Consider the following 20,727-nt stretch of genomic DNA (forward strand, 5'->3'; position numbering starts at 1 on the left):
CGAACCCGGGTTGAAGACCGAACGTGACAACCGATCTCGTGCGGTTGGGGTAACTCCCGGGGTACGTCCGGAATCGGTTGGGCTCCGACCGCCGCTCGTCGCCAACGGTGAACGGCTCCCAGGCCGTGCGCCGAAGGTGCGGAGAGGCGCAGGAGCAGTAGGCTCGCGGCGTGAGTGACGTGCAGGCGGAGTCCAGCCAATCCGGTAGACCGGGCAAGACTCGGCGGCCCGCTGCTGATGCGGTGCACCCGCTGGTTCGAGAGAGTGCCGAATGGTGTTGGCGGCTGCTGATTATTCTCGCGGCGATCTACGCGGTGGCGTGGATGGCGCACCGGCTCTCCACCGTGACGATTCCCTTGTCCATCGCACTGCTCGGGGCGGCATTGCTTTCGCCGCTGGTGGATTGGATGCAGCGGCTCGGGGTGCCACGCTCGCTCGGTGTGTTCGTCGCGCTGGTCGGATCGATCGGACTGCTCGCCGGGATCATGACCTTCGTCGTCGAACAGTTCGTCACCGGTGTGCCGCAGCTGTCCGACGAGTTCAAGACCTCGGTGCACCAGATCCAGGACTGGCTGATCAACGGTCCACTGCACATGTCCAACGAGCAGATTCGCAATGCGGGCGACACCATTGTCAAGACCATCGAATCCAATCAGGACACGCTCACCAATGGGGCGCTGACCACCGCGACCGTCATCGGCGAGTTCTTCACCGGGACCTTCCTGACGCTGTTCATCCTGATCTTCTTCGTCTACGGCGGCGATCAGATCTGGACCTTCGTCACCAAGATCATTCCCACCCGGCAGCGCGAACGCGTCCGCACCGCAGGGCGACTCGGCTTCGGCAGCCTCACCGGATTCGTGCGCGCCACCGTCCTGGTGGCGGCCGTCGACGCCATCGGCATCGGCTCCGGTCTGGCGATTCTCAGTGTGCCGCTGGCACTTCCGCTGGCCTCGCTGGTCTTCATCGGCGCGTTCATCCCGATTATCGGCTCCTTCATCGCGGGCTCGGTGGCGGTGTTCATCGCGCTCATGACCAAGGGTTTCGTCACCGCCTTCATCGTGCTCGGCATCACCATCGCGGTCATGCAGCTGGAAGGGCATGTGCTGCAACCACTTCTGATGGGGCGCGCGGTGCGCATCCACCCGCTCGCCGTCGTGCTCGCCATCGCGGCGGGTGTGGTGCTGGCCGGAATCGCGGGTGGTCTGCTCGCCGTACCGTTCGTGGCGGTCCTGAACACCGCGATCCGCTCACTGCTCGCGGACTCCCCGGACGAGCTCTATCAGGAACTGCACACCGGTGACCCACACAAACCCATGTACAGCGCCGAACCGGACTCGCCTGATGAGGGACGCTTCCAATTAACCGCTCCCACAGGCAAATCGGATGACAAGCCGGCAGCCGACGAGCCTCCCGCGAGTGCCACCGGTGACTCCGCGGACTGAACCCGGCGCATCCGACGCCGCGACCGCGCCACTGTGGCGGGCCGCGCAGGCTTTTCGGCTCGTCACCCTGCTGTACGCCATCGGGCAGCAGTTCGCCTCGGTACCGCACTACACCGATCAGCGACTGAGCTGGGTGCTCATCGCACTCATGGCGGTGTGGTCGGGTGTATCCGCGATTCTGCTGTCACAGTGGCGAATTCACAATGTCCGTGAAGTGCGCACGGCGGTGGTGATCGGCGATCACCTGGTCGTTATCGCACTCATCTTCGCGACCCGGCTGGTGGCCGAATACGACTGGTATCACGGGCATCAGACGCTGCCGACCACATTGTGGGCCGCCAATGCCGTGATGTCCGCGGCGATCATGTGGGGACCGTTCGGCGGCGTCTGCTCCGGATTGCTGATCGCCACCGCCATGGTCAGCGCGCGGGCGCAGTGGGAAATGGACCTGTGGCGCGATGCCACCGCACCCGTGCTGGTATCGGTCGGACTCGCAATCGGCTTGGCCTCCAACACCGCTCGCCGTGCACAGCAGCAATTACAGCGCGCGGTACGACTCACCGCGGCCGCGCAGGAACGCGAACGACTCGCACGGGAAGTGCACGACGGCGTCCTGCAGGTGCTCAGCTATATCAAGCGGCGTGGCGTGGAAATCGGCGGGCCCACAGCGGAATTGGCGCAGCGCGCGGGGGAGCAGGAGGTCGCCCTGCGGGTGCTGCTCTCCGAACAGGGCGGGCGCGCGGATACCGGTGGCGTGGAACAGGATCTGCGACCACTGCTCACCGCGCAGGCCACCCCATCCGTACTCATCTCCACCCCCGGCGAACCCGTACCCATCGGCCGATTCGAGGCCCGGGAGATCTCCGCCGCGGTGGCCGCCGCCCTCGCCAATGTCGTCCAGCACGCCGGATCCGGTGCGAAAGCCTATGTGCTGCTGGAGGATACCGGCGAGGAACTCATTGTCAGCGTGCGCGACGACGGCCCCGGCATCCTTCCCGGACGACTCTCGGAAGCCGAAGGGCAAGGCCGCATGGGTGTTTCACGCTCCATTATCGGCCGCATCGCCGCTCTCAACGGCACCGCGCAACTGCTCTTCGAGGGCGAGGAAGGCTCCGGAGCCGAATGGGAATTCCGGGTACCCCGGCAGGATCGATAATGGGAGCCCATCGCAGCAGCATGTCCGAATCGGGAGGCGAGAGTGTCTGAACAGGCCGCGGGCGAACGGATCTCCATCATGGTGGTCGACGATCACCCGATCTGGCGCGAGGGCGTGGCCCGTGATCTCGCCGAAGCCGGATTCGAGGTACTCGCCACCGCCGACGGCGTCGCCACCGCGGGCCGCCGCGCCGCCGCCGTCCAACCCGATGTCGTCCTCATGGATATGCAACTCCCCGACGGCAATGGCGCGGACGCCACCGCCGAAGTCCTGCGCGTCTCCCCGCGCACCCACGTCCTGGTGCTCTCCGCCTCCGCCGAACGCGATGACGTGCTCGACGCCATCAAAGCCGGGGCCATCGGCTACCTGGTGAAAAGCGCCTCCGCCACCGAACTGGTCGATGCCGTCCATGCCACCGCGGCGGGTCAGGCGGTCTTCACCCCCGGCCTGGCGGGCCTGGTGCTCGGCGAATACCGGCGCATCGCCAATACGCCGCCCGATCGCGACGAACCGCATCGCCCCGCCCTCACCGATCGTGAAACCGAAGTGCTGCGCATGGTCGCGAAGGGCTTGTCCGCCAAGCAGGTCGCCACCAGATTGAGCCTGAGCCATCGCACCGTCGAGAACCATGTGCAATCCACGCTGCGCAAACTGCAGCTCGGCAATCGCGTGGAGCTCACCCGCTACGCCATCGAACAGGGCCTGGACGGCGAATAGGGGCGCGGGATCAGGGATTGCCCTGATGCGCGGCCGCCCACCGGCTCGTAGCCTCGAATACATGGGAGGTCCAGAATCGATTTCCAGCGTCGAGGCCGCCGTGGTGGGCGAACGCGACCTGCGGGTATCGGATGTAGAACGCGAACACGTCGGACGACTACTGCAGCGCGCGGTCGGACTCGGCATGCTGTCACTGGGGGAATTCACCGAGCGCATGGATACCGCGCTCGCCGCCAAAACCCGCGGTGAACTCAATGTGGTACTGGTCGACCTGCCGGGTATCCGGCTCGCCGGGCAGCCCGCGCCCAAAGCGCCGCAATTCACCTATGCGCCCCGGCCGCAGTACGGGTACACCGCGCGTCCGCAGTACGCGCCGCGCATGGCGCATTCGATCGCACCCGGCAATGTGATCCGCAGCCGCCTGTCCGGCGTCAAACGGCACGGCAATTGGCATGTGCCGCAGACCATTCTGATCGACTCCTTCGCGGGCAGCGTGAAACTGGACTTCACCCAGGCCGTCATGTCCACCCAGGTGGTGGAGATCCGGGTCAACGACTATTTCAGCTCGCTCGAACTGATCGTTCCCCCCGACGCCACCGTCGACCTGAACGGCCTGGAGCTGATCGGCGGCAGCGCCGAGACCAAGGTCCGCACCGGCCCGCCCATCGGCCCACTGCACCTGGTCGTGCACGGCAAGGTGCGTTTCGGCTCGGTCAGTGCCAAGCATCCCTTCGGCACGCACTGGAAGAAGTTCCTCAACGGGGCGTGATCGGGGCCCGAATGGGCATCGTCACTGTCCGCGAATCGATTGCGGCGACCGGCGGTTCCGGCAGGTATCGTCACGCCCATGGCGGCAGGCAGCACAGTGGACCCGACTCCCAAACCACTACTGCGCACCGGCCGTGGCGCCCCGCTGCTGCTCCTGCACGGCGTCCTGCTCACCTGGCAGTGCTGGCTCCCCGTCATCGACGACCTGCGCGCCGACCACGACATCCTGGCCCCCACCCTCCCCGGCCATTACGGCGGCCCCGCCGCCGCCCACCCCACCACGGTCGCCGGACTGGCCGACTGGGCCGAGGCACTCCTCGACGAAACCGGTTGGCCCACAGCACATATCGTCGGCAACTCGCTCGGTGGCTGGATAGCCCTGGAACTCGCCGCCCGCGGCCGCGCCCGCACCGTCACCGCGATCTCCCCGGCGGGCCTGTGGGGCAACCCCGCGGCCGCCGACGCCCTGGTCCGCAAATTCCGTGGCATGAGCCCCCTCATCGGCTTCGGCTCCGACACCCCACCGGCTCTGCCCGCCATGATCCGCAGCCTCCTGCTCCCTCTGCTGGCGCACACCCCCACAAAAGTCCCACCACAGCTGGCCCGAGCCATGGCCGCCGCCCCCGCTCACTGCACCATCCTCGACGACCTGGCCGAAGATCCCGCCCTCCCAACAGGTTTCACCACCCTCGCATCCCTGGCAGTCCCCGCCACTCTCCTACTCCCCGAATTCGACCGAGTCCTCCCACCCCACCTCTACCCCACCCTGACCTCCACCCCAACCTTGGAAGTCCGCCCGCTCCCGGGCCTGGGCCACGTCCCCATGCTCGAATCTCCCACCCGCATCACCACCGAAATCCGCGCCACCATCGCCCGCGAATCCGCGACTCAATCCGCCTGACCAGCCGCGACCACCCACCGAACGGACTGCCCGGTGACCTTCGCGATCATGTCGAAGTCACCGTCGTAGTGCAGCACGGTGCGCCTGTGCCGCTCGGCGACCGCCGCGACGGTCAGGTCCGGCAGCGAAACGGCTCGATGATTCCCTGCCCGGATCAGCTGAATCTGTACCTCGTTCACTCGATCCCATACCTCGTCCGGCATGGGCAGCCAATCGAAGCCGCGCAGCAGCTGCCGGACACGCTCGAGTTCGGAAGTTCGGCGGACACTGAAAAGCACCTCGTACTTCACCACCCCGCAGATCGCCAGCAGGCCACGCGCCGACAATTCATCGAGAATCGGTGCGACAGTGGGCTTTCCCCAACGTGCGAGCGCGGACTTGTCGATCAGGTATGACTCAGTGCTCATCGGGCTCGGTGGCGTCGGTGAGCCCGCCGGCCTTCACCCACTCCGCGAATTCCTCGCGCTGCCGCCGGCGCACCACATCGGCCAGCGCGGCATTGACGGTAGCCACCTTCTTCGAGGTGCCCAGGATTTTCGCTGCCTGAGCCAGCAGCTCGTCATCGACATCGAGAACAGTCCGGGACATGGTCACCTCCAAACGATATCTTTTTCGAGGTTATCAGATATCAAAACGGACGATCGTCCTGAGAACAGGTAGGAACCGCCCACCACCCGAGTGTTTCTACTCATCCCGTCGGACCGGCTGGTCGCGAGCATTGTCGGCATGAATACAGCCATCGATCCTCGTTTGATCGCACGGTTGTCGACCGAGTTCACCTCCCTCAGCGAGCACATGGGAATCCTCGGCCGCGACCTCGAGGTCCTGCGTAGCCAATTGGTCATCGATCCGCGCATCGCGCGACCCGCCACACCGTTCACTCCGCCCGCTGCCGCACCGGCAGCGGGCGTTCCCATGCCCGCACCCGGGCGGGCGCAGCCTCCGGGGGCCGAGCTATCCCGCGAGTCCGAGTCGCAGGGTTCCTCCGTGCCGAGTGGTACGGGTGAAGCTGCGGGGCCAGGCCCGATTCCGCCCATTCCACCTGTAATGGTGGCTGTGGCGGAAGGTGGTGTGGCAGAGGGAGTTCCGACCATTCCGCCCGGCACCGGTGTATCGCCGGCCAGTTCTACGGGGTGGAGCCAGAGCGCCGGGTCGGTGCCGCCGGTGGCGATGCCCGTATATCCGCAGGGGATGCCGGGATATGCGCAGGGTGGGTATGGGAGTGGGCGGGCGGGGTGGATGGGGAGTTCGCCGGGTGGGTGTGGGGTGATGCCGCCGCTTCCGCAGCAGCAGCGGAGGGGAGTGCCGGTGCGGGAGCGGCGGGCGCCGTGGTGGCAGCGGGAAGGGGTGGTCAGCCGGGTGCTGGCGGTGGCCGGGGTGGGGGTGACGCTGATCGGGGTGGTGATGCTGCTGGTATTGGCGGCGCAGGCGGGGTTCTTCGGTCCGGTGCCGAGAGTTGTTGCGGGGGCCGTGTTTTCGGGGGTGCTGGTGGCCTTCGGGATGCGAGTGCACGGGAAGGCGGGGGGACAGGTGGGGGCGGTCGCGCTGGCAGCTACGGGTATCGCTGGGGGATACCTGGATGTCGTCGCGGTGACAACCATGTACGGGTGGCTGAATCCTGTTGTGGGATACGGGGTTGCGCTGGGAATCGCGGCGGGCGGGGTGGGGCTGGCCATGCAGTGGCGGTCGCAGGCGCTGGCGGTCATGGTGGTGCTGGGGGCGGCACTGCTGTCGCCTGTGGTGACCACCGAATTGGCGCTCTTGGCCTTCCTGATCGTGTTGCAGATTGCCGCTGTACCAGTGCAATTGGAGAGGGACTGGCCTTACCTGCATATTGTGCGCACGGTTCCGGCGGTGCTCGCCACGATTATCGCGGTGGCCGTGGCGGGATTTGGGGACGCCTCGCGTGGGCATCGGTATGAGGTGCTGGCGGCGGGTATCGCGGTCGCCGTGGTCGGGCTGGTGGGCACGGTGCTCGTGGTGCGGCGACGGTCCGGGGATGTCGCCGCGAGCCTGACCTTCGCGGCGGCGACCATGCCGCTGCTGGCCGCGCCCGCCATGTTCGAGCGGCGCACCGCCGTGCTGATCTCGGCCGGATTCGCCGCCGTACTGCTCCTTGTCGCGGTTGTGCGATGGATACCGAAACTGGCTGAGCGGGTACGGATTCCGGGTCATCTGGCATTAGTCGCCGCCGTGGCCGGGGCGTTCGCACTGCTGGAGACCTGCTTCGGGGTGACCGATACGCAGACGCTGCCGGTCGCGCTGTTCCTGATCGCACTCACCTTCCTGGGTGCGGGTGGACAGCAGCGGTCCCGGGTGGCCGCGGGTATCGGCGCCGCCTTCGGAGTGTTCGGCATGGTGGCCCTGGTGGATATCGCCGGTCCGGCGACCCTGTCCGACCAGTGGTATGCCCAAGAGCGCCTGGGTATTTCGACCGCGCTGTCCGCCGCGGCGGCGCTCGCGGCGCTCGCCGCCGCGTTCTGGTCCGCGCGTCGACTGGGTCTTGTTGCCCGCGAAAGCGATGCGACGGCCGTCGCGGTGGTGGGCGGAATCGCGAGCCTGTACGCGGTTACGGCGCTGACGGTTTCGCTCGGCGTAGCGACCGGCCGCCCGGATGGATTCCTCGCGGGCCACGGCATTGCCACCGTCGTATGGATGGCCGCCGCGACCGCGGCACTGTTCTTCGGCCTGCGTCGCCTTTCCCGCGCCCCACAGTCGGCGAAGGTCGCGCTCGCCGGTGGCCTGCTGGTCACCGCGGCCGCCCTGGCCAAGCTCTTCCTGTTCGACCTGGCCACCCTCGACGGCCTGCTCCGGGCGGCCGCCTTCCTGGTGGTCGGCGTACTCCTGCTGCTGGTCGGTACCCGCTACGCCCGCGCGTTCGCCGAGGCCGGGGATCCCGCGCAGCGCACCTGAGAGACGTGAACGCCCGGCCGAGTCATGAACTCGGCCGGGCGTTTTCGGTATATCGACTCAGTCGCGGTTCTGGCGGCGGATCAGTTCGTTCACACTCACGGTGCGGCCGTCGCCACCGCGGTGCTTACCTTCGTCGTCATCGTCCGTCTGGCCGGTGCGCCGGCGAGCCGAACGCAGATCCGACATCCACTGTTCGATGCTGCTGCGCCCACCGCCCTGCGGCTCATCCTCCGCCGAGTGATGCGTCGGATGCGGCTGTGCCGCATCGGATTCCAGCAGCTCCTGCGCCTCGTGCGGCTGATACAGCTGTGCGCGAGTGGCGGGATGCGGCGGCAGTTTCTGCGACCCGGACGGCGGCGGCAATACCCGCTCCGCGCCAACCGCATGCGGTGTCTCGCGCGGCGAATCCTGTTGCGCCGCAGCCTGAACCGGAGCAGCGGGAGCTGCAGGAGCGGGAGCAGCTGGAGTCGGAGCAGGTACAGGAGCCGACACCGACGGAATCACGCTCGGTGCGGCCGCCGGAGCCTCTGCGGCCGGAGCCGGTGTATCGAAGCCGCCATTGGTGGGCATCGTACCGGGCATAGCGCCCGAGTCGATCGTCCGAGGCGTCACGCCGGAACCGGCGGTCACCCCGAAATCCGTTGTCGGAGTGTCCTCCGCCGCCGAACGGAACCCCGCACCGGTCGAACCACTCGATACCGCGGGCACAGTGCCGCCGGGCGCGCCGAGGTTCGTGAGCGGAGCGTTGAAATCCGGTGCGGGCGGGTTGTCCGCGGGCGGTATGACGGGGGCGGATTGCGGTGGGCCGAAAGGCTTTCCGCTGCCCGAGGGCGCGGCCGAGTCCGGGGTGCCGAGAATAGGGCCGCTGGACTTGGCGATGCGCTGGGTGGGCGCCTCACTATTGATATCGATCTTGCGGGCCGGCCGTGGCTTGCGTAGCCGCAGCGCCCCCGTATCGGTCAGCGCGGGCATCTGCATGGTGACCGGATCGGTAATCGGTGTGGTCTTCACCAGGTCGACCACTTCACCGCCACCGGGCCGCTCATCGGCGAGCATGGGTTCGCCGAGCCCGATCTTCTGCTGAATCCGCTTCATCCAGGCCGGAGCCCACCAGCAGTCGTCGCCGAGCAGCTTCATGGTGGCGGGCACCAGCAGCATGCGCAGCACGGTCGCGTCGATGAACAGCGCCGCCACCATGCCGTAGGCGATGTACTGCATCATCACCAGATCGGAGAAGGCGAACGCACCGGTCACGACGAGCAGAATCAGAGCGGCGGCGGTGATGATGCGCCCGGTTTGCGCGGTGCCCTGACGGACCGCCTCGGTGGTGCTCGCGCCCTGGGCGCGGGCTTCGACCATGCGGGACAAGAGGAATACCTCGTAGTCCACCGAGAGGCCGTAGATGATCGCGATGATCAGCACCAGCACCGGCGCGGTAATCGGCTGCGGCGTGAAATTCAGCAGCGACGCACCATGACCGTCGATGAAGATCCAGGTCAGGATGCCCAGCGTGGATCCGAGGCCGAGCGCGCTCATCAGCGCGGCCTTCAATGGCAACACCAGTGAGCCGAAGGTGAGGAACATCAGGATCGTGGTGACCAGCAGGACGATGCCGATCATCCACGGCATGCGATCCAGCAGCGAGGAGAGACTGTCCATCATCATGACGGGCTGGCCGGTGACCGCGACCTCGACACCGTCGGGCAGATCCATCGACCGCAGATAGTCGACGGTCGACTCGGGATGTGCGCTGTCCTCGACGGTCGCCTCGGATACCCAGACGTTGGATCCGTTCGGCGGTTTGGCCGGAATGCCGAACTGCGCGTTCTTCACCAGTCCCGGAGCCTTGTTCGCCTGCTGGAGAATCGGCCCGATGTCCTTGGAATTGTCGGTCGTGATGACCAACTGCACCGGATCCGACTTGCGCAATGGGAAGGTCTCGTCGAAGTGCTGCTGCGCCAGTCGTACCGAATTGGTCGGCGGCAGATAGGTTTCCGAGATTCCACCGAATTGCAGGTTCTTCACCGGGATGATGAGCAGCAGCAATCCGATGGTCAGCGGAATCGCGACCTTGAGCGGATGCTTCATCACCCACGCGGTGAGCTTGCCCCAGAAGCCGTTCTCGATCTCTTCGGCGGTCTTGGTCTTGCGAATCCACTTGAGGCTCAAGCTGTCCACGCGCGGACCCAGAATGCTCAGCAGCGCGGGCAGCACGGTGAGCGAGGTGATCATGGCCAGCAGTACCGCGGCGATGGTGCCGTAGGCGACCGACTTCAGGAAGCCCTGCGGGAACAGCAGCATGCCCGCGCTGGCCGCGATGATCATGGTCGCCGAGGAGGTCACCGTGCGCCCGGCGGTCATCACCGAACGTCGCACGGCCGCACGCGTGTCGTAACCCTCGGCCAATTCCTCGCGGAACCGGCTCACGATGAACAGGCCGTAGTCGATGGCCAGGCCCAGACCGATCATCGACACCACGGCCGAGACGAACGAGTTCACCTCGGTGTATTTGGTCAGCGCCATGATCATGCCGTTGGCGGCGATGATCGTCAGACCACCGATGATCAATGGCAGTGCGGCGGCGACGATTCCGCCGAAAATGAAGAACAGCAGGACCGCGACCGCGGGGAGCGCGAGCATCTCCATGCGCTTCACATCGCTGGCGATCGTATTGTTCAAGGTGTAGGCGATCGGTTGCAGGCCACCGACCTCGACCCTGACATCCGGAATCGAGAAGGCGTTCTGAACCGCGCCGTAAGCCTGCAGCATCTCGTTGTCGTTATTGCCGTTGAGGGCAACGGAGGCGAACGCGCGCTTTCGATCGGGACTGACCGCCTGGGCGAGCTGTTGACCCGTATCGGTCTTCCACGGCGAGACATTGACCTTGGCGATCTGCGGATACTTCTTCGGCAGCGCGTTGAGGCTGTCGATGACCTTCTGGTTCCACGCCGGATCGTCGACGGTCTTCCCGTCGGGCGCGGTATACAGCAGCACCACGTCACTGTTGTGATCGCGGCTGTACACCGAATCCTTCAGTACCGCTGCCTGTGTCGATTGTGAATTGGGGTCGAACCAGCCGCTGGAGCTGAGGTGGTCCTCGACTCCGAGCCCGAAGGCGCCGAGCGAGAGCAGGGCAGCGACCACCGCACCTAGAACGGTATAGCGCAGCTTGTAGACCAGGTCGCCCCAGCGGGTGAACACTAAGCGACTCCTTGAGCGGGGCGGGAGGTGAGCAATGCCGTCAGCGGCCGGAACGGCTGCAGCCATGCTCCCTCGTCGGGCAGCGAGTCGAGGCTCACCCTGGGCAGCGGTTCACGGAACACGCCCGGGATGTCCTCTAGGTCGATGAACTCGAGAATATCCGACGTGACCGCCCAGCTCGCGTGCTCGCGGAATCCGAGCACCTGAACGGGCACTCCGCTGGCGGCGATCTCCTCGAGCGGTGCACGGAAGGCCTGGCCATCGGCGGAAGCGACCATGATTCCGGCCAGCCCCGCGCCGCGGCGGCGTAACTCGATATGGGCGAGCATATCGCTGTCGACGTCGGAATCTTCGTCGATTTTCGGTTTCGCGAAGACCGCGTAGCCGACATTGCGCAGCGCCTCCACCCAAGGCCGCACCACATCGGCGGTGCCGGGGGCGATATTGGTGAAGACGGTGGCTTCGGGCTCCACCCGCTGGCGGCTGCCGACCGACAGCTCCGCCGTGCGCGCGAGCAGCCAGCGGCCGAGCGCGTCGAAACGCGGCCGGTACGCGGCGGTGGGCCGGCCGCCGAGAATGGCACCGAGCCCCATATCGAGATTCGGTGCGTCCCAGACGAGTAGGACGCGACGGAAGTCGGTACTACTGCCGGAAAGGCCGGTGGTGCCCGCTAGTTCGGAAGAGGTAGTGCCGTGCATTATTTCGGCAACATCCGCGACCTCCGGGGCCATCTCACTGACGCTCATGACTCGATCTTCCCCCAGATGAACTCCGTGATGGCGCTACCCGCGCGGAGTCCTTTTCCTTCGAACTTGGTAATCGGACGTTCAAAACCGATCGGTGCGGTTTCAAGGTACCGCGAAGAGTCCCCTCCCGTGGCCTCATTCATGCCGATGAGCTGCGATTCTCCCTTACCGACCTCGGCAATGTGCTCGGCATAATCGGCGTGATCGGTCGCCACATGCAACACGCCGCCGGGCTTCAGGCGACTCGCGATAAGGGTCAGGGTCGCGGGCTGCAGCAGCCGGCGCTTATGGTGCCGCGCCTTCGGCCACGGGTCCGGAAAGAAGACCCGGACACCCGTCAGCGATTCCGGAGCAATCATGTTTTCGAGTACATCGACCGCGTCACCGCGCAGGAGTCGAATGTTCTCGATGTTCTCCCGCTCGACCCGCTGTACCAGCTGGGCCAGGCCCGGCTTGTAGACCTCGACGCCGATCAGATTGAACTCCGGCTCGGCCTGCGCCATGGCCGCGGTGGCCGTGCCGGTGCCGCAACCGATCTCGATGATCAGCGGCGCGGTCCGGCCGAACCAGGCGTCGGCGTCCAGCCGGCGATCGGAGACGTCCGCGCCGATGCGCGGCCACATCCGGGTCCAGGATTCCTGCTGCGGCGGCGTCAGCGCGCCCCGGCGCGAGCGGAAGCTGGTGACCCGGGGGTAGAGGCGGTTACCGCCCACGGCGCGTGGCACGCCCTCGACGGCGTGATCACCGTCACCGGCGTGGTCGGCGGACCGCGGTCCGGGGACTGACTCGGCAGTGTGGTTCGCGGCGTCGTTCACGGCGTCCATTGTCCAGTATCGGATGGTTAGCGCAGCAATCGACTACGTGTTCGGGCGTATGCCATCACTCAGGCTGCCAGGCCCGACTCCTCGGCAGCGACCTGCCCCGACTCGGATGTCAGGGACAGTCCGAGCGTGACTCGCATTGCGGTAGTTGCCATTTCCACCATGCCGCGCCAATGCGCGGGCGAGAGCGCCACCGACCAGACGGTCTTGGTTGTGGGTTCTGTGAGAGTTTTCCCGGCGATCCGATCGGCCAGCCAATCCAGGCTGAGTGGGGTCGCCAAGGGTAGTAGGGAGAAGTGTTCGCTCAGCCGATCGCGGACGTACCAGACCGACGCGCCCGCCTCCCGGTACCGCTCCACCTGACCGTCGATCCCCGCCACGTCGATGACCTGGTCATTCACCGGATGCACGACCAGTACCGGGCACGTGGGCGCGGTATTGCCGAGGCGGATGTCGTCGAACATGCCCTCCAGCTCCGGCAGCACCTCATGCAGCGGGCGGTGTAGCAGGTGTTCCATCCGACGGCCGATCAGCAGCGGCAGTGCCGCGATCGGGCCCAGACTCTGCACGCGATCGAGAATGCGGCGGCCCTCCTCGGTGAAATCCTTGCGGACCACATCCGCGAGCGCCGGATACACGCGCTGCAGCGCCGAGACGACGATCGCCGGGAAACCGGCGTACATGCCGCCGTTCAAATTCATGAACACCTCGCGGGGATCACCCACGGGCGCGCCGAGCGCGGCACCGACGATATTCAACTCCGGCGCGTACTCCGGAGCCATCTCGATGGTCCACGAACTGGCCATACCGCCACCGGAGTAACCCCACACCGCGACCTTGGTATCCGGCCGCAAACCCAGCGGGGCGAAGCCGAGCGCCGCGCGTACCCCGTCGAGCGAGCGATAGCCGGGCTCCCGTGCCGCACCGAAATTCCCTTGCTGCCCTACATGATCCGCGATCGTCACCGCCCAGCCGCGGCGCAGCGCGTTCGCCACCAGCAGCCACTCCAACTGGGTGATCGAGCCCGGCGACACCGCGCCGAGCCGCAATGCGTAGGACGGCGCGCAGCGATCGGTGACCGCGTCGATCGCCGAACCGAACGCCAGCAGCGGCCGCTCCGGATCCGGCGTCGCGCCCTTCGGCAGCAGCACCGTGGTGACCGCCACCTCCGGCTTCCCATCCAGATCGGTGCTGCGATACAGCAGCTGCCACGCCGCCACCTGCTGCGGGACGATCCCGAGCAGCGCCAATTCCACTGGGCGACTACGCAGTACGGTGCCGGGAGCCTGCTGGGCGAAACCGTGGGGTGCGCGGAAGAAGGGATCCTTGCCGGGCGGCAGCGGCCGGGCCGAGGCCGGGGCACGCCACTGCGCACCGCGATCATTGACCGCGAGCGATCCGGCATTACGAACAGCGAGCGCCGTGGTCGGGGCGACGGGCGCGGTGGTCGAGGCCGTGGTGGAAGCGTCGACGGTATCCGCGAGCACCTGCCGCACCATCGGATCGGGCTGTCCCGCAGGCGAATCGGCCGTGGTCAAGGCATCAGCGGTAACGGTCATCGCAACCTCCGTGTGTGAGTCCGGCTGTCGGACCCGAGGGAACCGTCGCTGCCGCTATCGGCTGAACAGCCGACCGGATCGAAACCCTAGGGGAGATCACGGTGTCTGGGAAGAGCGGTTCCGCCGAATTATCCTGTCGCACAGATAGACCCGCACTTCAGCCGCTTTTGTGATCTCGCCGGTCGGACCTATTCGCGGCCCGAACCGGCCCCGAGCGCACGGTGCGCCGATTACGCTGCCCACGTGCCGGCAGGGCGATCACCGCGCATCCAGATCACCGGCCGTGCCCGCGCCGGTAAGTCCACCGTGCGAAACGCGTTGTCCCTCATGACCGCTGAGGAGACCTCGCCGATCGACGCACCCGAGCAAGCCGATCCGATCCTGGACGCGGACCTGTTCCTATATATCCTCCCCGGCACCCTCACCCCGGCCGACCGCCGCGCGCTCGCCCCGCTCGCTCCGGATCGGACCCTGGTGATCCTGAACAAGGCCGACGCCATCGGTCACCGCTGGTCCGATGCCGCGCAGGCCGCCGACCGCCACACCGAAACGCTCGGCCTGCTCACCCTCCCCGCCGTGGCGTCCCTCGCCGCCCGCACCCGCGCGGGCACCTTCACCGAAGCCGACCTGAAAACCCTGCGTCGCCACCACGGCAGCACCGACCCGGCCTTCACCCTCACCCCGGACATCTTCGCCGACCCCGTTATCGCCGAAGATGACTCGGCTCGCCGATCCCTCCTGGATCGCTGGGACCTGTACGGCGTCTCCTGCGCCCTCGCGGCCCTGCGCCGTGCCCCGGACCTCGCGCCCCAGCCGCTCCTGCAAATCCTGCACTCCGCCAGCGGAATGGACCCGATCTACCGGGCCCTGCACGAACGCTACGAACAAGCCGTCGCGGCGATCGCCCGCGAGTCGGATGCGGGCGCGCTGTAGCCCCGCGGACCGCCGATCCGCTATTCATCCCAACCCGATCCGCCCGGGGCAACGAATATTCGGTGTTGGACCGCGAACCTGAACCCCTACCCGGATCGGCACCGTCTCCCTTCGCATTGGATTTGCCGCCAGTCGAAAGAACGCTGCCACCACCTGAACCCGTTCCGCCGGTTCAGGTCCCCGAGGTGCGGCCGACTGGACTATCCGCTGCGGCGGAAGCGATTGTGACGCGGTGGAATCCGCATGGCATGGCGCTGCTGCTGGCAATGCGCGGTAGTACGGAGCCGAAGACCGGAGCGGTCGCGCTGGTCGGTGACGATGATGTGCAGGTCGCGCTGCTACGGGCCGAATTGGCCAGGTGCGCACCGCGAGTGGAGTTTCTGACCGGCGATGAGGTGGGTGCGGGGCCGCGGCGACCGGCGGCGGTGGCCTGCGTAGTGCTCGAATCGGGCACGCCGATCGGGCGGGAGATACTGGCGGTGGTGCGGGCATTGCGGGCCGAGGGGACTCGGATCGTGTTCGCGCTGGCCGGTTTTCACGCGCATCGGGAATGGCGGGAGATACGGGATCGGAATGCCGAGCTGCTGTCGGGGCACGTGCCGGACGGATATATAGCGGGGGAGCGGGTCGAGATCCTGCCGGTATCGGCGCGGATGGCGGTGGTGGCGCGGGCGAACGGGAATGCGGCGCTGGGGGATCGGTCGGGGATCGGGTTGTTGCACGCGCGGCTGGTAGCGGCCGTCGGGGCGGGAGCGGTGCGCGATCAGACGGCGATGGTCCGGGAGCGGGTGCTCGGTGAGACACGGGCGCGGATCCAACAGGAGTTGGACAGGCTGCGCACCGGCGGGGATGTGGCGGTGTTGCGGGCGGAGCGGGCGACGCTGCTGGCGGTGAATGACGGCGGGCGCGGGACGGCCATGTCGATGCTGCGGAATCGGACACATTTGGCGCGGGTGGATTTACTGCACGACGCCGGAGTGCGGATTCGGGCGTTGAATGCGGCCGCGCGCACCGAGATCGAGCGGTTGCCGCGCACCGCACACGCCGGTTATCCACAGGGCTTACAGGTTTCGGTGGAAAAGATCACACATGAAACGGATCGCTCCATTCAAGCCCGGCTCCTGGAATTGGAGGAGTTGATCGAGAAGACCGTTCGCCCTGCGGAACCGGCGGTCGAGCCGTCGGGCGCGCTGCCCGCGCCGATCCGGGGTGATCGGCGGCCGCGGGTCGGCCCGGATCCGGAACCACGCTGCCGGGGTGTCGAAGATCATCTGACAATCGCGCTCGGGGCATCGGCGGGCTTCGGGCTGGGCCGGCTGCTGGTGATTCCGCTGGCGTGGTGGGCGGCGGCCGAATACGCCATTGTTCCGGTCGGTCTGTTGCTCGGCGTGGCCGTCGCGGGCTGGGTGGTGCGGGCCCGCAAACAACTGGCTGAGCGCGCTCATTTACGGCAGTGGGTGGCAGACGCGCTGGTCAACGTGAAGGCGCAGCTGGAGCAGCGGGTGGCGACGGCGGTGGTCGAGGCGGAGGAGCGACTCACCGAACAGGTGCTGCGGGCAAGCACCGCCCGCATGGTCGAAACAGACCGTCGGGTCGGTGAATTGGAGGCGCAATTGCGGCACGCGGCGCAACGGAGACCCGCTTTGTTGACGGCATGTGAACGTGACCTGAACGCACTCGATTTCGCATAATCGCTGGTCGGAGGTTTCGACCCGGTACCGACTGGACAACCCGATTCCATACCCCGGGATATATGGCGTTAACCTCTATGGCAGGAACCTGGGCGTCCGCTTGGTCCTTGTACGCCGTCCAGCCGGGGCGAGCTACCTGCAAGGCGACGGTGGGTGCCTTGCCGCAATGGTGGCACTCGGTGTCGCGAGCACCCCGGGCCACCCAATTCAGGAGAGTTGTTTCATGACCTCAGCGACCATTCCTGGTCTTCACGATGGCACCGCGCCCACCGAGCACAAGGAACTGCTTGCCTGGGTACAGGAGGTCGCAGAACTCACCCAGCCAGACCGCGTGGTCTGGGTGGACGGCTCCGAGGAAGAGGCGATGCGGCTCTCCGAGCAGCTCGTCGCGGCCGGCACGTTCAAGAAGCTGAACGAGGCCAAGAAGCCGAACTCGTACCTCGCCCTCTCCGATCCCTCCGACGTCGCGCGCGTCGAATCTCGCACCTACATCTGTTCGCGCAATGAAATCGACGCCGGACCCACCAACAACTGGGTCGATCCGTCCGAGATGCGCGCCACCATGTCCGAGCTGTACCGCGGCTCGATGAAGGGCCGCACCATGTACGTGGTGCCGTTCTGCATGGGCCCGCTCGGCGCGGAAGACCCCAAGCTGGGCGTCGAACTCACCGACTCCGAGTACGTCGTGGTGTCCATGCGCGTGATGACCCGCGCCGGCACCGCCGCGCTGGAGAAGCTCGGCACCGATCGCCCGTTCGTGAAGGCGCTGCACTCCGTGGGCGCGCCGCTCGGCGAGGGCCAGGCCGATGTGCCGTGGCCGTGCAACGACACCAAGTACATCACCCACTTCCCCGAGGACCGCGAAATCTGGTCCTACGGTTCGGGTTACGGCGGCAACGCGCTGCTGGGCAAGAAGTGCTACTCGCTGCGTATCGCCTCCGCGATGGCGCACGACGAGGGCTGGCTGGCCGAGCACATGCTGATCCTCAAGCTCATCTCGCCGGAGAACAAGGCCTACTACGTGGCCGCCGCCTTCCCGTCGGCCTGCGGCAAGACCAACCTCGCCATGATCCAGCCGACCATCCCGGGCTGGCGCGCCGAAACCCTCGGCGACGACATTGCCTGGATGCGGTTCGGCAAGGACGGGCAGCTCTACGCCGTCAACCCGGAGTTCGGTTTCTTCGGCGTCGCGCCGGGCACCAACCACTCCTCCAACCCCAACGCCATGGCCACCATCGACGCGGGCAACACGGTCTACACCAACGTGGCGCTCACCGATGACGGCGATGTGTGGTGGGAGGGCCTGGAGGGCCGGCCCGATCACCTGATCGACTGGAAGGGCAACGACTGGCACGAGCGCGAGTCGGAAACCCTCGCCGCGCACCCGAACTCGCGGTACTGCACCCCGATGTCGCAGTGCCCCACCCTGGCCCCCGAATGGGACGACCCGCAGGGCGTGCCGATCTCGGCCATCCTGTTCGGCGGTCGCCGCAAGACCACCGTCCCGCTGGTGACCGAGTCCTTCGACTGGCAGCACGGCGTCTTCATGGGCGCGACGCTCTCCTCGGAGCAGACCGCCGCCGCCGAGGGCAAGGTCGGCACCGTCCGCCGCGACCCGATGGCCATGCTCCCGTTCATGGGCTACCACGTCGGCGACTACCTGGGCCACTGGGTGAACCTCGGCAAGAACGCCGACGCCGACAAGCTGCCGAAGATCTTCTACGTCAACTGGTTCCGTCGCGGCGAGGACGGCCGCTTCCTGTGGCCCGGATTCGGTGAGAACTCCCGCGTGCTGGAGTGGATCATCGGCCGCATCGAAGGCACCGCCGAAGCCACCGCCACCCCGATCGGCAATGTGCCGGTCGCCACCAACCTCGACCTCGCGGGCCTGGACGTGGTCCCCGCCGACGTCGACGAGGCCCTGGCGGTCAACCCCGAAGAGTGGAAGCGCGAAATCCCGCTCATCGAGGAGTGGTTCCAGTTCATCGGCGACAAGCTGCCCTCGGGCGTGCGCGACGAATTCGAGGCCCTGAAAGAGCGCCTCGGATAGGTTGGGTTCTGCCGACGCGACAACTGATCTCGTGAGGTTCGGGTAACTCGTCGGGTACGGGCGAACTCAGCCGGTACCCGATCGCCGGTCCGCAACGTAACCCGCGGGGCGGGTTGGTGATCGGCAAAAGGCGCGGAGAGGCGGACTGAGCGCGCAGATTCCGAAACGGCCCGCCTGCACTTAACCGGTGTGGGCGGGCCGTTTTCGTGATGCGTTACGAGCCGAAAGGCATGAGCAGCGACTTGAGTTCGCAGTACGCTTCCAGGCCCTCGGGGCCGTTCTCGCGGCCGATGCCGGAGGTCTTGTAGCCGCCGAACGGGGCGCACGGGTCGAAGGCGTACCAGTTGATGGCGTAGGTGCCCGTGCGGATCTGAGCGGCGATGGCCGCACCGTGTTCGATATCGGTGGTGAAGACCGAGCCGGCCAGGCCGTAGTCGGAGTCGTTCGCGATGGCGATGGCCTCCTCCTCGGTGTCGTAGGGCAGGACCGACAGGACCGGGCCGAAGATCTCTTCGCGGGCGATGGTCATGGTGTTTGCGACATCTGCGAAGACGGTGGGCTGGACGTACCAGCCGGGGAGGTCGGCGGGGCGGTCGCCGCCGAGCAGCAGGCGGGCACCCTCGTCCTTGCCCTTGGCGATGTAGCCCTCGACGCGTTCGCGCTGCGTCTTCGAGATCAGCGGGCCCAGTTGGGCATTCGGGTCATCGGGCAGGCCGAGCGGGAAGGCGCCCACGGATTCGGTGAGTGCGCCCAGGATTTCGTCATAGCGGCTACGCGGGGCCAGGATGCGGCTCTGGGCCACACACGCCTGGCCGCTGTTCATCAAACCTGCGAAGACGAGCTTGGGCATATCGGCAATATCCATGTCCGGCAACAGGATCGCTGCGGATTTGCCACCCAATTCCAGGGAGCAGCGCTTGAGCTGACTCCCCGCGATGGACGCGATCTTGCGGCCCACCGCGGAGCTGCCGGTGAAGGTCACCTTGTCCACATCGGGATGCGAGATCAGGTATTCGGAGACCTCGGCATCGGCGGGCAGCACCGACAGCACACCCTCGGGCAACCCGGCCTCGGTGAACAGATCGGCGAGCAGGTTCGCCGAGAGCGGGGTCAGCGGGGCGGGCTTGAGCACCACCGAGCAGCCCGCCAGCAGGGCGGGGGCGAGCTTGTTGACAGCCAGGAAGATGGGCACATTCCAGGCGATGACCGCGGCGACCACACCGACCGGTTCGCGCGAGACGCGGGTGGTGCCGAACAGGCCGGTGCGAGTCTCGGTCCAGGGGAAGGATTTTCCGAGGCCGGCGTAGAAGTCGAGGGTGGCCCGGGCGGGGATGTAGTTGAGGGTGTTGGCGGCCATGGTCGGCGCGCCCATCTCGGCGGAGAGGGCCGCGGCGAAGTCGCCCGCCTTCTGGTCGAGCAGGTTGACCGCGCGGGCCAGGAGTTCGGCCCGCTTCTCGGGCGGAGTGTTGCGCCAGGGTCCGTGATCGAAGCTGCGCCGGGCGGCGGCGACCGCGGCGTCGACATCGGCGCGGGTGGGATTGGGCACGCTGCCGACGGTTTCGAGGGTGGCGGGGGAGACGACCTGGATGGTTTCGGAACCGGCGGGAGCGGTCCAGCGACCGCCGATGAACAGACTCTGGTAATCCATGAGAACACGTTACAGTTTTGGCCCGAGAGCTGTCTGTAGTGTCGCCCGGACTGCTGTCCCGCTCAGTGGGATAAAACTGAAAGTCAACTTCTCGGTTTCTCTTTCGGCGGGCGAATTCGTTCCCGCGATCGCGGTTCGCAATTCGCTTTGCCTATTGGTGTCCTATGCTCTGTTCGGC

16 protein-coding genes are annotated in these 20,727 nt (G+C 66.8%); 9 read left to right on the forward strand and 7 right to left on the reverse strand.

Translation table 11 applies throughout. The features are described 5' to 3' along the window. Positions 1 to 179 precede the first annotated feature (179 nt). The 5 genes from GFY24_RS03355 (at position 180) to GFY24_RS03375 (ending at position 4,987) form a co-directional block, all read left to right on the forward strand. Positions 180 to 1,445 (forward strand): AI-2E family transporter, encoded by a 1,266-nt coding sequence (locus GFY24_RS03355; RefSeq protein WP_375335995.1) that lies wholly within the window; start codon positions 180 to 182, stop codon positions 1,443 to 1,445. Continuing rightward, positions 1,387 to 2,601 (forward strand): MacS family sensor histidine kinase, encoded by a 1,215-nt coding sequence (macS, locus tag GFY24_RS03360; protein WP_153803395.1) that lies wholly within the window; start codon positions 1,387 to 1,389, stop codon positions 2,599 to 2,601. Before GFY24_RS03355 ends, macS begins: the two co-directional genes overlap by 59 nt. A gap of 78 nt (positions 2,602 to 2,679) precedes the next feature. After that, positions 2,680 to 3,318 (forward strand): response regulator transcription factor, encoded by a 639-nt coding sequence (locus GFY24_RS03365; protein WP_153803564.1) that lies wholly within the window; start codon positions 2,680 to 2,682, stop codon positions 3,316 to 3,318. 103 nt (positions 3,319 to 3,421) lie between these two features. Next, entirely contained in the window at positions 3,422 to 4,087 is a 666-nt protein-coding gene (locus GFY24_RS03370) for a DUF1707 domain-containing protein (RefSeq protein ID WP_309230423.1), read from the forward strand. A 78-nt stretch (positions 4,088 to 4,165) separates the two neighbouring features. Next, positions 4,166 to 4,987: an alpha/beta fold hydrolase gene (locus GFY24_RS03375; RefSeq protein ID WP_153803397.1), complete on the forward strand. Its 822-nt coding sequence runs from the start codon at positions 4,166 to 4,168 to the stop codon at positions 4,985 to 4,987. Here GFY24_RS03375 and GFY24_RS03380 read toward each other — a convergent pair. Both GFY24_RS03380 and GFY24_RS03385 read right to left on the reverse strand, forming a co-directional pair. Continuing rightward, a complete protein-coding gene (locus GFY24_RS03380) occupies positions 4,975 to 5,394 on the reverse strand; it encodes a PIN domain nuclease (protein ID WP_153803398.1) in 420 nt (139 codons plus the stop codon). The two genes, GFY24_RS03375 and GFY24_RS03380, sit on opposite strands and share 13 nt — an antisense overlap. Beyond that, a complete protein-coding gene (locus tag GFY24_RS03385; RefSeq protein ID WP_153803399.1) occupies positions 5,384 to 5,575 on the reverse strand; it encodes a type II toxin-antitoxin system VapB family antitoxin in 192 nt (63 codons plus the stop codon). Before GFY24_RS03385 ends, GFY24_RS03380 begins: the two co-directional genes overlap by 11 nt. A gap of 681 nt (positions 5,576 to 6,256) precedes the next feature. On the opposite strand from GFY24_RS03385, the gene GFY24_RS03390 reads away from it, so the two are divergent. Then, on the forward strand, positions 6,257 to 7,900 hold the full coding sequence (locus tag GFY24_RS03390) for a DUF2339 domain-containing protein (protein ID WP_228565909.1): 1,644 nt from the start codon (positions 6,257 to 6,259) through the stop codon (positions 7,898 to 7,900). Positions 7,901 to 7,957: 57 nt separating this feature from the next. Here the strand turns inward: GFY24_RS03390 and GFY24_RS03395 are convergent, their stop codons facing one another. Genes GFY24_RS03395 through GFY24_RS03410 form a run of 4 tightly spaced genes read right to left on the reverse strand, consistent with a single transcriptional unit; the run spans position 7,958 to position 14,227 of the window. Further along, positions 7,958 to 11,101, reverse strand: coding sequence for an MMPL family transporter (locus tag GFY24_RS03395; RefSeq protein ID WP_309230388.1), 3,144 nt, complete (start codon positions 11,099 to 11,101; stop codon positions 7,958 to 7,960). Further along, positions 11,101 to 11,847, reverse strand: a complete 747-nt coding sequence (locus GFY24_RS03400) for an NYN domain-containing protein (RefSeq protein WP_153803401.1) — start codon at positions 11,845 to 11,847, stop codon at positions 11,101 to 11,103. Before GFY24_RS03400 ends, GFY24_RS03395 begins: the two co-directional genes overlap by 1 nt. Further along, the gene (gene trmB / locus GFY24_RS03405) at positions 11,844 to 12,671 is read right to left on the reverse strand and encodes a tRNA (guanosine(46)-N7)-methyltransferase TrmB (protein ID WP_153803402.1); all 828 of its coding nucleotides are present in this window, start codon (positions 12,669 to 12,671) and stop codon (positions 11,844 to 11,846) included. The genes GFY24_RS03400 and trmB overlap by 4 nt, the downstream gene beginning before the upstream one ends. A gap of 59 nt (positions 12,672 to 12,730) precedes the next feature. Beyond that, positions 12,731 to 14,227 (reverse strand): lipase family protein, encoded by a 1,497-nt coding sequence (locus GFY24_RS03410; RefSeq protein WP_228565910.1) that lies wholly within the window; start codon positions 14,225 to 14,227, stop codon positions 12,731 to 12,733. A gap of 243 nt (positions 14,228 to 14,470) precedes the next feature. Between GFY24_RS03410 and GFY24_RS03415 the strand changes: the two genes are divergently transcribed. From GFY24_RS03415 to GFY24_RS03425, 3 genes are all read left to right on the forward strand, one after another. After that, complete coding sequence (locus GFY24_RS03415) at positions 14,471 to 15,160, forward strand: hypothetical protein (protein WP_153803403.1); 690 nt, start codon at positions 14,471 to 14,473, stop codon at positions 15,158 to 15,160. A 224-nt stretch (positions 15,161 to 15,384) separates the two neighbouring features. Beyond that, positions 15,385 to 16,851 carry a hypothetical protein gene (locus tag GFY24_RS03420; protein ID WP_309230389.1) on the forward strand — a complete coding sequence of 489 codons (1,467 nt, stop codon included), beginning with the start codon at positions 15,385 to 15,387 and terminating at the stop codon, positions 16,849 to 16,851. Positions 16,852 to 17,074: 223 nt separating this feature from the next. Then, positions 17,075 to 18,901, forward strand: a complete 1,827-nt coding sequence (locus tag GFY24_RS03425; protein ID WP_153803404.1) for a phosphoenolpyruvate carboxykinase (GTP) — start codon at positions 17,075 to 17,077, stop codon at positions 18,899 to 18,901. Positions 18,902 to 19,115: 214 nt separating this feature from the next. Here the strand turns inward: GFY24_RS03425 and GFY24_RS03430 are convergent, their stop codons facing one another. Next, positions 19,116 to 20,549: an aldehyde dehydrogenase gene (locus tag GFY24_RS03430; RefSeq protein WP_153803405.1), complete on the reverse strand. Its 1,434-nt coding sequence runs from the start codon at positions 20,547 to 20,549 to the stop codon at positions 19,116 to 19,118. Between the last annotated feature and the right edge of the window lie 178 nt (positions 20,550 to 20,727).

Source organism: Nocardia sp. SYP-A9097 (genome assembly GCF_009649815.1).
GTDB lineage: Bacteria > Actinomycetota > Actinomycetes > Mycobacteriales > Mycobacteriaceae > Nocardia.